At 72.1% G+C, this 12,951-nt stretch carries 8 protein-coding genes; all 8 read left to right on the plus strand.

Annotated elements, in window-relative coordinates:
- Window positions 1-88: 88 nt before the first annotated feature.
- The 8 genes from ABZ920_RS21220 to ABZ920_RS21255 all read left to right on the plus strand — a co-directional run bounded on the left by ABZ920_RS21220 (window position 89) and on the right by ABZ920_RS21255 (window position 12,868).
- Complete coding sequence (locus tag ABZ920_RS21220; RefSeq protein ID WP_361507064.1) at window positions 89-1,036, plus strand: beta-ketoacyl-ACP synthase III; 948 nt, start codon at window positions 89-91, stop codon at window positions 1,034-1,036.
- Between the two features lie 429 nt (window positions 1,037-1,465).
- Window positions 1,466-2,647 carry an ROK family transcriptional regulator gene (locus tag ABZ920_RS21225; protein ID WP_361507067.1) on the plus strand — a complete coding sequence of 394 codons (1,182 nt, stop codon included), beginning with the start codon at window positions 1,466-1,468 and terminating at the stop codon, window positions 2,645-2,647.
- Between the two features lie 266 nt (window positions 2,648-2,913).
- On the plus strand, window positions 2,914-4,452 hold the full coding sequence (locus tag ABZ920_RS21230; protein WP_361507070.1) for a sugar ABC transporter ATP-binding protein: 1,539 nt from the start codon (window positions 2,914-2,916) through the stop codon (window positions 4,450-4,452).
- Window positions 4,449-5,468, plus strand: coding sequence for an ABC transporter permease (locus ABZ920_RS21235; RefSeq protein WP_361507073.1), 1,020 nt, complete (start codon window positions 4,449-4,451; stop codon window positions 5,466-5,468). Before ABZ920_RS21230 ends, ABZ920_RS21235 begins: the two co-directional genes overlap by 4 nt.
- A 17-nt stretch (window positions 5,469-5,485) precedes the next feature.
- A complete protein-coding gene (locus ABZ920_RS21240; protein WP_361507076.1) occupies window positions 5,486-6,535 on the plus strand; it encodes a substrate-binding domain-containing protein in 1,050 nt (349 codons plus the stop codon).
- Between the two features lie 71 nt (window positions 6,536-6,606).
- The gene (locus ABZ920_RS21245; RefSeq protein WP_361507079.1) at window positions 6,607-7,860 is read left to right on the plus strand and encodes a Gfo/Idh/MocA family oxidoreductase; all 1,254 of its coding nucleotides are present in this window, start codon (window positions 6,607-6,609) and stop codon (window positions 7,858-7,860) included.
- 14 nt (window positions 7,861-7,874) lie between these two features.
- Window positions 7,875-8,873: a sugar phosphate isomerase/epimerase family protein gene (locus ABZ920_RS21250; RefSeq protein WP_361507082.1), complete on the plus strand. Its 999-nt coding sequence runs from the start codon at window positions 7,875-7,877 to the stop codon at window positions 8,871-8,873.
- A gap of 278 nt (window positions 8,874-9,151) precedes the next feature.
- Window positions 9,152-12,868, plus strand: coding sequence for a ThuA domain-containing protein (locus ABZ920_RS21255; RefSeq protein ID WP_361507085.1), 3,717 nt, complete (start codon window positions 9,152-9,154; stop codon window positions 12,866-12,868).
- Window positions 12,869-12,951 lie beyond the last annotated feature (83 nt).

The raw sequence follows: 12,951 nt of genomic DNA on the forward strand, positions 1-12,951 counted from the left end.
ACACTGTGCCCTCGCCTGCCGCCGTACCCGCGAGTCACTGATCAGACTGGGTGATCCCGCTACTCACGGCAACGAGGGGGACCACCCGATGAACGGCTCGCGCATCACCGCCGTCGGCCACTACCAGCCCGCCCAGGTGCTCACCAACGAGGACCTGGCGGGTGTGGTCGACACCAGTGACGAGTGGATCAGGACGCGGGTGGGCATCAGGACCCGCCACATCGCCGGGCCCGACGAGCCCGTCGACGAACTCGCCGCGCACGCCGCCGCCAAGGCCCTCGCCGCGGCCGGCCTCACGCCCGGTGACATCGACCTGGTGCTCGTCGCCACCTCCACGGCCGTCGACCGCTCCCCGAACACGGCCGCCCGCGTCGCGGCCCGGCTCGGCGTGCCGCAGCCGGCGGCGATGGACGTCAACGTCGTCTGCGCCGGTTTCACGCACGCCCTGGCCACCGCCGACCACACGGTGCGCGCCGGTGCCGCGGCACGGGCCCTCGTCATCGGCGCCGACAAGATGTCCGACGTCACCGACTGGAGCGACCGGACGACCTGCGTCCTCGTCGGCGACGGGGCGGGTGCCGCCGTGGTCGAGGCCGCCGCACCCGGGGAGGGGCCCGGCATCGGGCCGGTGCTGTGGGGATCCGTGCCCGAGATGGGCCACGCGGTACGGATCGAGGGCACGCCCCCGCGGTTCGCCCAGGAGGGCCAGAGCGTCTACCGGTGGGCCACCACGCGGCTGCCGCCGCTCGCCCGGCAGACCTGCGAGCGGGCCGGGATCGGCCCCGAGGACCTCGCCGCGGTCGTCCTGCACCAGGCGAACCTGCGCATCATCGAACCGCTGGCCGAGAAGCTCGGCGCCGTCAACGCGGTCGTCGCCCGCGACGTCTGCGACTCCGGCAACACCTCCGCCGCCAGCATCCCGCTCGCCTTCTCCAAGCTCCTCGAACGGGGCGCCGTCCGCACGGGGGATCCGGTGCTGCTGTTCGGCTTCGGCGGCAACCTGTCGTACGCCGGGCAGGTGGTGCGCTGCCCGTGAGCCCGGTGCCGCGGCACAGGCGGCGGACGCGGCGAACACGCCGCCGCCCGGCCCGCCTACGCCCGCTTTCGACCTGACCCGGCGGCGCCCGTGCTCACGGCACGGGCGCCGTCCGCTGTTCCGCACCCGCCTCCGCGGACTTCCCCGAGTCACCCGCTCTTCCCCGCCGGGCGGGTCCTCCGCCACGCCCGCGCAGGCGACGCGCGGCCGCGCGTCGAGGGAGTGGCAGGCGGACGACGAGCCGTCCGCCTGCCCCGACGCCGGCGGGCCACTTTGTCCTCTGAGTGGAGAAAGTTGGCGGCAATTCCTGCGCGACTTCTTCCCACACCCGGCAGCCACTGCTACTTTCCCCTCGAAAGCAGGCTGGCCAAGTGGCCGGATCCCGGTGTGCTGAGGCCGAATCGAGGCGGGGAGGGGCTCGTGAGACGGATGACCGCACGACCTGCCAACGCGCACCAGGCCCGGCTGCTGAAGCTGCTGCGCGACTCGGGCCCCAGTTCCCGGGCCCAACTGGGCGACCGCGTCGACCTGTCACGGTCCAAGCTGGCCGTGGAGGTGGACCGGCTCCTGGAGACGGGACTGGTCGTCGCGGACGGGCTCGCCGCCTCGCGCGGCGGCCGCCGCTCCCACAACGTCCGGCTCGCGCCCGAACTGCGCTTCCTCGGCGTCGACATCGGCGCGACCTCGGTCGACGTCGCCGTCACCAACGCCGAACTGGAGGTGCTGGGGCATCTGAACCAGCCGATGGACGTGCGCGAGGGCCCGGTCGCCATTTTCGAGCAGGTCCTCGCCCTGGCCGCCAAGCTGAGGGCCTCCGGCCTCGCGGAAGGGTTCGACGGCGCCGGCATCGGCGTCCCCGGGCCGGTCCGCTTCCCCGAGGGCGTCCCCGTGGCGCCCCCGATCATGCCCGGCTGGGACGGCTTCCCGGTCCGGGAGGCGCTCAGCCAGGAACTCGGCTGCCCCGTCATGGTCGACAACGACGTGAACCTGATGGCGATGGGGGAGCAGCACGCGGGCGTCGCCCGCTCCGTGGGCGACTTCCTCTGCGTCAAGATCGGCACCGGTATCGGCTGCGGCATCGTCGTCGGCGGTGAGGTCCACCGCGGTGCGACGGGCAGCGCGGGCGACATCGGGCACATCCAGGCCGTGCCCGACGGACGTCCGTGCGCCTGCGGCAACCGGGGGTGCCTGGAGGCGCACTTCAGCGGCGCGGCGCTCGCCCGGGACGCGCTGGAGGCGGCCCAGCAGGGCCAGTCGCCCGAACTCGCCGCCCGGCTGGAGGCGAACGGCGCGCTCGGCGCCGTCGACGTCGCCGCCGCGGCCGCCGCGGGCGACGCCACCTGCCTCGACCTGATCCGGGAGGGCGGCACCCGCACCGGCCAGGTCATCGCCGGACTCGTGTCCTTCTTCAACCCCGGCCTGGTGGTGATCGGCGGCGGGGTCACCGGCCTCGGCCACACCCTGCTCGCCTCGATCCGCACCCAGGTCTACCGCCAGTCGCTGCCCCTGGCGACCGGCAACCTGCCCATCGTGCTGGGCGAACTGGGCCAGAACGCCGGCGTGATCGGCGCGGCCCGGCTCATCAGCGACCACCTGTTCTCGCCCGCGTAGTTCCCCTGCCGCACCACACCTGCCGCACCACTCCCGCCGCACCACTCCGCCGCGACCAGCAGCACAGCGCCCCGCACCGCCCCACCCGGCCGGGCCCCGCCCTGCCCGCACCACCGCGCCCGGTCCCACCCAGCTCCGCCCGTCCGCACCACCGCGCCCGGTTCGTCCTGCTCCGCCTGCTCAGCCCTGCTCTGCCCTGACACCGCCTGCCCGCAGGCGGCGGCACGCCCTGACACCGGCCCGCACGACCGCCGAGGGGAACCCACATGGCACCAGAACCACCGCTGCTCAGCATGTCCGGCATCACCAAGTCGTTCCCCGGCGTCCGGGCCCTCGACGGCGTCGACCTCGACGTCCAGGCCGGTGAAGTGCACTGCCTGCTCGGCCAGAACGGGGCCGGCAAGTCCACGCTCATCAAGGTCCTCGCCGGCGCCCACCAGCCCGACACGGGCACCATCCGCTGGCGCGGCGAGGACGTCACCCTGCGCTCGCCGATCGCCGCGATGCGCCTCGGCATCGCCACCATCTACCAGGAACTGGACCTGGTGGAGCACCTGTCGGTGGCCGAGAACGTCCACCTCGGCCACGAGCCCACGACCGCCGGCTTCGTCGTGCGCGGCCGGGCCGCCCGCAACGCGGCCGCCGCCCTGCTCCGGCGGCTCGGGCATCCCGAGATCGACCCGGCCCGGCTCGTCGGCGAACTGCCCGCAGCCCAGCAGCAGATCGTGTCGATGGCGCGGGCCCTCTCGCACGACGTACGGCTCATCGTGATGGACGAACCGTCGGCGGCGCTCGACCCGGAGGAGGTCGACAACCTCTTCCGCATCGTCGGCGACCTCACCGCCGACGGCGTCGCCGTCGTCCACATCTCCCACCGCCTGGAGGAGATCCGCCGCATCGGGGACCGCGTGACCGTCCTGAAGGACGGGCGGGCCGTCGCGGGCGGCCTGCCGGCGCGGACGACACCGACCCGCGAGGTCGTCTCGCTGATGACCGGACGCAACGTCGAGTACGTCTTCCCCGAGCGCCCCGCGGCGCCGCCCGCCGGGACCCCGGTGCTCCAGGTGCGGGGACTGGCCCGCGAGGGCGAGTTCGCACCGCTCGACCTGGAGGTACGGGCCGGGGAGATCGTCGGCCTCGCCGGCCTCGTCGGCTCCGGCCGCTCCGAGATCCTGGAGACCGTCTACGGGGCCCGGAAGCCGACCGCCGGCCAGGTCCTCGTCGACGGGCGCCCCCTGCGGCCCGGCAGCGTCCGCGCGGCGGTCCGCGCCGGACTCGGCCTCGCCCCCGAGGAACGCAAGGCGCAGGCCCTGCTCATGCTGGAGTCCGTCACGCGCAACGTCTCCGTCTCCTCCCTGTCCCGCTTCTCGCGCGGCGGCTGGGTGGACCGGGGCGCCGAACGGGGGGCGGCGCGCGCGGCCACCCGGGAGCTGTCGCTCCGGCCCGACGATCCCGCCGTCCCGGTGCGTACGCTCTCCGGCGGCAACCAGCAGAAGGCCGTCCTCGCGCGCTGGCTGCTGCGCGGCTGCCGGGTGCTGCTGCTGGACGAACCGACCCGCGGCGTCGACGTCGGCGCCCGCGCCGAACTGTACGCGGTCGTCCGCCGGCTGGCGGACGAAGGCCTGGCGGTGCTCCTGGTCTCCAGCGAAGTCCCCGAGGTCCTCGGTCTCGCCGACCGTGTCCTGGTGCTCCGCGAGGGCCACGTCGTCCACACCGCGCCCGCCCACGCCCTCGACGAGCACCGCGTACTCGACCTCGTCATGGATGCACACCCCGTGGCCAGTGAAGGGAGCCCGGCGTCATGACACAGCACGTGTCCCCGCCCCGCGACGGCACCGGCAAGGCGGCGCCGCCCGTCCAAGTCCCCGCCTGGCGGGGCTGGACGGCCCGCGCCGACGTCCGTACCCTCTCGCTCCTCGGCGTGCTCGCCGCACTGGTCGTCATCGGGGGCATCACCAAGCCGGACGAGTTCCTCGACACCCGCAACGTCCAGCTCGTCCTCACCCAGGCCTCCGTGATCGGCGTCGTCACCGTCGGCATGACCTTCGTCATCACCTCCGGCGGCATCGACCTCTCCGTCGGCGCCATCGTCGCCCTCGCCTCGGTCTGGGCGACCACCCTCGCCACGCAGGACTACGGCTTCGGCGGCATCCTGCTCACCTCGGTCCTCGTCGGCCTCGGCTGCGGCCTGGTGAACGGACTGCTCATCGCCTACGGCGGCATGGTCCCCTTCATCGCCACTCTCGCCATGCTGGCCTCGGCACGCGGCCTGGCCCTGCAGATCACCGACGGCAAGACCCAGATCGTCACCGTCGACGGCATCCTGGACCTCGGCGAGCGCGACGCCTACGTGCTCGGCGTCCCGCCGCTCGTCCTGGTCTTCGCCCTCGTCACGGTCATCGGCTGGCTCGTGCTCAACCGGACCACCTTCGGCCGCCGCACCGTCGCCGTCGGCGGCAACGCGGAGGCCGCCCGCCTCGCCGGCATCGACGTCCGCCGCCAGCGGCTGTACCTGTACCTGCTGTCCGGACTGTGCTGCGGCATCGCCGCCTTCCTGCTGATCGTCCTGTCCGGCTCGGGCCAGAACACCAACGGCAACCTCTACGAACTGGACGCCATCGCCGCCGCGATCATCGGCGGCACCCTGCTCAGCGGCGGACGCGGCACCATCACCGGCTCCGTGCTCGGCGTCCTGATCTTCACCACGATCACCAACATCTTCGCCCTGAACAACCTCCAGAGCGACGTCCAGCAGATCGCCAAGGGCGCGATCATCGTCGCCGCCGTCCTCGTCCAGCGCCGTACCGCGCGCACCACCTGAGGAAAGGGTTCACCGCCATGCCACAGCCGACACCTGTCACCAGTCGCAGAGGACTGCTCTTCGGGACCGCGGCCGTCTCCGCCGGTGTCCTCCTCACCGGGTGCACGAGCAACGAGCCCAAGGACGCCGAGCCCGCCGCCGCCGACCGGCCCGCCGCCGACGACAAGCCCGGCAAGCACGTCACCATCGGCTTCGCCGGCCCCCAGGCCGACCACGGCTGGCTGAACGCGATCAACGACAACGCCAAGAGCCGCGCCGAGAAGTACTCCGACGTCACCCTGGAGATCACCGAGGGCTCCAACGACACCGCCGCGCAGATCGGCCAGATCGAGACCCTGATCAACAAGAAGGTCGACGTCCTCGTCGTCCTGCCCGCCGACGGCAAGGCGCTCACCCAGGTCGGCCTGAAGGCGATGCGCGCGGGCATCCCCGTCGTCAACCTCGACCGCATCTTCAACACCCCGCAGGCCTACCGCTGCTGGATCGGCGGCGACAACTACGGCATGGGCCTCAGCGCCGGCCACTACATCGGGGAGAAGCTCAAGGGCAAGCCGAACGCCCGTGTTGTCGAACTCGCGGGCCTGGACAACCTGGAGCTGACCAAGCAGCGCACGCAGGGGTTCGACGACGCGCTCAAAAACTACCCCAACATCAAGAAGGTGGCCCGCCAGGCCGCCGAGTTCACCGTCGAGTCCGGCCAGGCCAAGATGGCCCAGCTCCTGCAGGCCCAGTCCGCCTTCGACGCCCTGTGGAACCACGACGACGACCAGGGCGTGGGCGCCCTGCGCGCCGTCGAGCAGGCCGGCCGGGACGACTTCCTCATGGTCGGCGGGGCCGGCGCCCTCTCCGCGTTCCAGGCCATCAAGCGGGACGACGGCGTGCTGAAGGCGACCGTCCTGTACCCGCCGACCATGGCCGCCTCCGCGATCGACCTCGCCCGCGCCCTCGGCCAGGGCAAGGGCGTCGGCGGCCTCGCCGAGTACGAGATCCCGTCGTCGATCACGCTCTACTCGGCCGTCGTCGACAAGGACAACGTCGACCAGTACATGCCCACCGGCTTCCGGTGACGCCGCCGCCCGCACCCCCCACACGGCGCACGCCGTCGAGCCGCGACGACCAGGACGAGGAGGACATCCGCATGGGACAGCCCCAGCAGTCAGAGCCAGCGGACGGCGGGACACCGCGGCGATCCGGGCGGCCGGACACCCCCGGCGGCGACCGCACACCACCCCTGCGCGTCGGCATGGTGGGCTACGCCTTCATGGGCGCCGCCCACTCCCAGGGCTGGCGCACCGCGGGCCGCGTCTTCGACCTGCCCCGGCGTCCGGTGCTCACCGCGATCTGCGGCCGGGACGCGGCGGCCGTGCGGGCGGCCGCCGACCGGCACGGCTGGACGTCGGCCGAGACGGACTGGCGCGACCTGATCGCCCGGGACGACGTCGACGTCGTCGACATCTGCACCCCCGGCGACAGCCACGCCGAGATCGCGCTGGCCGCGCTCGCCGCCGGCAAGCACGTCCTGTGCGAGAAGCCGCTCGCCAACTCCGTCGCCGAGGCGGAGGCCATGACACGGGCCGCCGAAGAGGCCGCCGCACGCGGCCAGATGGCGATGGTCGGCTTCAACTACCGCCGGGTACCCGCCACGGCGCTGGCCCGCCGGATGGTCGCCGAGGGCCGCGTCGGCACCCTGCGCCACGTCCGCGTGACCTACCTGCAGGACTGGCTGGTGGACCCGTCCTTCCCGCTGACCTGGCGGCTGCGCAGGGAGTCCGCCGGGTCGGGCTCGCTCGGCGACCTCGGCGCGCACATCGTCGACCTCGCCCAGTACCTGGCGGGCGAACCGCTCGCCGGCGTCTCCGCGCTCACCGAGACCTTCGTCCGGGAGCGGCCCCTGCCCAGCGGCGCGACCAGCGGACTGTCCGGCGTCGCGGCCGCCGGCACCGGCCAGGTCACGGTCGACGACGCCGCCGTGTTCACCGGCCGCTTCGCCTCCGGTGCCCTCGCCTCCTTCGAGGCCACCCGCTACGCCACCGGCCGCAAGAACGCCCTGCGCATCGAACTGAACGGCGAGCGCGGCTCGCTGGCCTTCGACCTGGAGCGCCTGAACGAGCTGTCGTACCACGACGGCACCGATGCGGGCACCCACGCCGGCTTCCGCCGCATCCTCGTCACCGAACCCGACCACCCCTACCTCGACGCCTGGTGGCCGCCCGGCCACGGCCTCGGCTACGAGCACACCTTCGTGCACCAGGCCCGCGACCTCGTGCACGCGATCGCCGAGGGACGCGCGCCCGAACCCTCCTTCGCCGACGGGCTGCGGGTGCAGCGCGTGCTCGCGGCGGTGGAGGAGAGCGCCGAGAAGAACTCCGTCTACACCCCGATCGCGGTCTGAGGAGGCCCCGCCAGATGCCGCGCACCTTCACTCTCTTCACCGGCCAGTGGGCCGACCTCCCGCTGGAGGAGGTCTGCCGCCTGGCCCGCGAGTTCGGCTACGACGGCCTCGAACTCGCCTGCTGGGGCGACCACTTCGAGGTCGACAAGGCCCTCGCCGACCCGTCCTACGTCGCCTCCCGCCACCAGCTCCTCGACAAGTACGGCCTGAAGTGCTGGGCCGTCTCCAACCACCTGGTGGGCCAGGCGGTGTGCGACGCCATCATCGACGAACGCCACCGCGCGATCCTGCCGGATCGCATCTGGGGCGACGGCGACGCCGAGGGCGTACGGCGGCGGGCGGCCGCCGAGATGGCCGACACCGCCCGCGCCGCGGCCGCCTTCGGCGTGGACACCGTCATCGGGTTCACCGGCTCCGCGATCTGGCACCTGGTCGCCATGTTCCCGCCCGCGCCCGAATCGATGATCGAACGCGGCTACGAGGACTTCGCCGAGCGCTGGAACCCCGTCCTGGACGTCTTCGACGCCGAGGGCGTGCGGTTCGCGCACGAGGTCCACCCCAGCGAGATCGCCTACGACTACTGGACGACGCAGCGCGCCCTGGAGGCGGTCGGGCACCGCCCGGCCTTCGGCCTCAACTTCGACCCCTCGCACTTCGTGTGGCAGGACCTGGACCCGGTCGGCTTCCTGTGGGACTTCCGCGACCGGATCTACCACGTCGACTGCAAGGAGGCCCGCACCCGGCTCGACGGCCGCAACGGCCGCCTCGGCTCCCACCTGCCGTGGGGCGACCCGCGCCGCGGCTGGGACTTCGTCTCCGCCGGCCACGGCGACGTCCCCTGGGAGGACGTCTTCCGGATGCTGCGGTCCATCGGCTACCAGGGCCCGGTCTCCGTCGAGTGGGAGGACGCCGGCATGGACCGGCTCCAGGGCGCCCCCGAGGCGCTGGCCCGGCTGAAGGCCTACGACTTCGAACCGCCCAGCGCCTCCTTCGACGCCGCCTTCAACAGCTGACCCGCATGCCCGGCGGCAGCCCGGGAAGGGGGCCGGAGCATCCGCCGGTCCCCGGCCCGGGCTGCCCGGACCCCGCTTTGTCCTGTACTGGGAGAAAGTCCAACCGGTCCTGGCCCAAGGGGTGTTCGCCCCGGAATAACGCGGTTACCGTCCCTGAAGTGGTCAGGCCCCCCACGCCTCCGGGGTGACGGCGCACCCCGGCGCCCGCACGCAACCGTACGCACCACATGTCCTCGCACCTGTTCCGTACGGCCCCACCCCGTTCCCGGAGGGACTTCGTGCACAGAAGCAGACTCACATCCACCGACGTCGCGAGGCGTCGTCCCGGACTACGCGCCGGCCTCGCCCTGTTCACCGGCCTGCTGCTGGCCGTGGGCGCCCCGGCGACGGTGGCCGGCGCCCGCCCCGGCCACCCGGAACACGCGGAACCGGCGGCTGCCGAGGGGCAGTTCCAGCAGGTGCCGCTCGCCAAGGGCGCACCCGAGATGGGCGAGCCCATGTCGCTCGCCGTGCTCCCCGACCGCAGCGTCCTGCACACCGCCCGCGACGGCACACTGCGCCTGACCGACCAGGGCGGCGTCACCAAGGTCGCCGCCAGGATCCCCGTCTACAACCACGACGAGGAGGGCCTGCAGGGCGTCGGCATCGACCCGGACTTCAAGAACAACCGGGCGATCTACCTGTACTACGCCCCGCCGCTCGACACCCCCGCGGGCGACGCCCCGGAGAACGGCACCGCCGAGGACTTCAAGAAGTTCGACGGCGTCAACCGCCTCTCCCGCTTCGTCCTCAACCCCAACGGCACACTGGACCTGGCCAGCGAGAAGAAGGTCCTGGACGTCGCGGCCTCCCGCGGCACCTGCTGCCACGTCGGCGGCGACATCGCCTTCGACGCCGAGGGCAACCTCTACCTGTCGACCGGCGACGACACCAACCCCTTCGCCTCCGACGGCTACACGCCGATCGACGAGCGACCGGACCGCAACCCGGCCTTCGACGCCCGCCGCAGCGCCGGCAACACCAACGACCTGCGCGGCAAGATCCTGCGCATCAAGGTCGCCGAGGACGGCTCGTACACCGTCCCGGAGGGCAACCTCTTCGCGCCCGGCACCGAGAAGACCCGCCCCGAGATCTACGCGATGGGCTTCCGCAACCCCTTCCGGATCAGCGTCGACAAGAAGACCGGCACGGTCTACGTCGGCGACTACGGCCCCGACGCCGGTGCCGCCGACCCCGAGCGGGGCCCGGCCGGGCAGGTCGAGTTCGCCAAGGTCACCAAGGCCGCCAACTTCGGCTGGCCCTTCTGCACCGGCGACAACGACCCGTACGCCGACTACGACTTCGCCACCCGCACCTCCGGTGAGACCTTCGACTGCGCCGCCCCGAAGAACACCTCCCCGCACAACACCGGCCTCGTCGACCTGCCGCCCGCCCAGGCCGCCTGGATCCCGTACGACGACGACTCCGTGCCCGAGTTCGGCAGCGGCTCCGAGTCCCCGATGGGCGGCCCGGTCTACCGCTACGACCCGGACCTCGACTCCAAGGTGAAGTTCCCCGAGGAGTACGACGGCGACTTCTTCGCCGGAGAGTTCGGCCGCCGCTGGATCAAGCGGATCGAGCAGAACGACGACGGCACGGTCGCGAAGATCAACGACTTCCCGTGGACCGGCACCCAGATCATGGACATGGAGTTCGGCCCCGACGGCGCGCTCTACGTCCTCGACTACGGACTGTCCTGGTTCCAGGGCGACAAGGACTCCGCCCTGTACCGGATCGAGAACGCCGAGGACGGCTTCTCCCCGATCGCCGAGGTCAGCGCGGACAGGACCTCCGGCGCGGCCGGCCTGAAGGTGCAGTTCACCGCCACCGCCAAGGACGCGGACTCCCCGGACCTCACCTACGGCTGGGACTTCGGCGACGGCACCAGGGGCGAGGGCCTCACCCCCACCCACAAGTACAAGAAGGCCGGCACCTACACCGCGACCTTCACCGCGAAGGACCCCGAGGGCAACACCGGCAGCGCCAGCGTCCGCATCGTGGTCGGCAACACCGAGCCCACGGTGAGGATCGACGTCCCGGGCAACGGCACCATGGCCGCGTTCGGCGAACCCGTGCCCTTCAAGGTGACGGTGACCGACCCCGAGGAGACCGTCGACTGCTCCAGGGTCAAGGTCGTCTACAGCCTCGGCCACGACTCCCACGCCCACGAGCTGACCAGCGAGACGGGCTGTGAGGGCACCCTCCTGCCGCCCGCCGGGGACGGCGGACACGACCCCAACGCCAACATCTACGGTGTGGTGGGCGCCGGCTACACCGACAGCGGGGCCAACGGCCAGGAGGCCCTGACCGGCACCGCGCGCGCCGTGGTCCAGCCGCTGCACCGCCAGGCCGAGCACTTCGGCGCCCAGCAGGGCGTGTCGGTGATCGACAAGACCGGCGCCAACGGCGGCAAGACCGCCGGCGACATCCACGACGGCGACTGGATCTCCTTCAGCCCCTACACGTTCGACGGACAGAAGAAGATGACCGTACGGGCCTCCTCCGGCGGTGCCGGCGGCTTCATCGAGCTGCGCACCGGCTCGCCCACCGGCACGCTGCACGGCTCGGCGTACATCCCGCCGACCGGCAGCTGGGAGACGTTCCAGAACGTCGACGTGCCCCTGCGGTCGCTGCCCAAGAAGACCACCGACATCTACCTGGTGTTCAAGGGCGGCGAGGGCGCGCTGTTCGACGTGGACGACTTCGAGTTCTCCGATCAGCCCTTCAAGGGCGGCAAGAAGGTCCTGGTCTTCTCGAGGACCGGCGGCTTCCGCCACGACTCCATCCCGGCGGGCGTCGCCGCCCTGAAGGAGCTGGGCGCCACCGCGGGCATCTCGGTCACCGCGACCGAGGAGGCCGGCCAGTTCACCACCGCCAACCTCGCCAAGTACGACGCGGTGGCCTTCCTGTCCACCACGGGTGACGTCCTCGACGCCGACCAGCAGAAGGCGTTCGAGAACTACGTGCAGAACGGCGGCGGCTACATGGGCGTCCACGCTGCCGCCGACACCGAGTACGACTGGCAGTTCTACGGCGGTCTCGTCGGCGCCTGGTTCGACTCGCACCCGGCCATCCAGAAGGGCACCGTGCGCGTCGAGGACCACGACCACCCGGCCACCGCGCACCTGGGCGACACCTGGGAGCGCACCGACGAGTGGTACAACTACCGCACCAACCCGCGTGAGCAGGCCAAGGTCCTCGCCAGCCTCGACGAGACCACCTACCAGGGCGGCACCATGAAGGGCGACCACCCGATCGCCTGGTGCCAGAGCTACGGCGGCGGCCGCTCCTTCTACACCGGCGGCGGCCACACCAAGGAGTCGTACGCCGACGAGGCCTTCCGCGCCCACCTGCTCGGCGGCCTGCGGTACGCCACCGGCCAGGTGAAGGCGGACTGCAAGCCGGACACGGGCTACCGGGAGATCTTCAACGGCCGCACCCTGGACGGCTGGAAGCAGGCCGGCCCCGGGAAGTTCAACGTCAAGGACGGCACCCTGGAGACCGAGGGCGGCATGGGGCTGCTCTGGTACCAGGCCAGGGAGCTGAAGTCGTACTCGCTCAAGCTCGACTGGAAGATGCGGGGCGACGACAACTCCGGTGTCTTCGTGGGCTTCCCGGCGTCCGACGACCCCTGGTCCGCGGTGAACAAGGGCTACGAGATCCAGATCGACGCCACGGACGCCGTCGACCGCACCACGGGTGCGATCTACACGTTCAAGGCGGCGAACACCAAGGCCCGTGACCAGGTCCTGCGCCCGCCCGGCCAGTGGAACTCCTACGAGATCAAGGTCCAGGGCGAACGCCTCCAGGTGTTCCTCAACGGAGTCAGGATCAACGACTTCACCAACAAGGACCCCGAGCGGAGCCTGACCGACGGCTACCTCGGCCTGCAGAACCACGGCGCCGACGACCAGGTCTCCTTCCGCAACATCCAGCTGAAGGAACTGCCCTCCTAATGGCCTGTTCCGAGTTCCGCGCCGTCCGCGCGGAGCACGGGCGCCCGCGGCGTTCGGTGCGTGCGACCGGCGTGCCGGTGCGG

The sequence above is a fragment of the Streptomyces sp. NPDC046831 genome, from assembly GCF_040645305.1.
Lineage (GTDB): Bacteria > Actinomycetota > Actinomycetes > Streptomycetales > Streptomycetaceae > Streptomyces.

Coding starts and splice junctions, on each gene's coding strand:
- ABZ920_RS21220 (WP_361507064.1), top strand. CDS start 89: ATGAACGGCTCGCGCATCACCGCCGTCGGCCACTACCAGCCCGCCCAG.
- ABZ920_RS21225 (WP_361507067.1), top strand. CDS start 1,466: ATGACCGCACGACCTGCCAACGCGCACCAGGCCCGGCTGCTGAAGCTG.
- ABZ920_RS21230 (WP_361507070.1), top strand. CDS start 2,914: ATGGCACCAGAACCACCGCTGCTCAGCATGTCCGGCATCACCAAGTCG.
- ABZ920_RS21235 (WP_361507073.1), top strand. CDS start 4,449: ATGACACAGCACGTGTCCCCGCCCCGCGACGGCACCGGCAAGGCGGCG.
- ABZ920_RS21240 (WP_361507076.1), top strand. CDS start 5,486: ATGCCACAGCCGACACCTGTCACCAGTCGCAGAGGACTGCTCTTCGGG.
- ABZ920_RS21245 (WP_361507079.1), top strand. CDS start 6,607: ATGGGACAGCCCCAGCAGTCAGAGCCAGCGGACGGCGGGACACCGCGG.
- ABZ920_RS21250 (WP_361507082.1), top strand. CDS start 7,875: ATGCCGCGCACCTTCACTCTCTTCACCGGCCAGTGGGCCGACCTCCCG.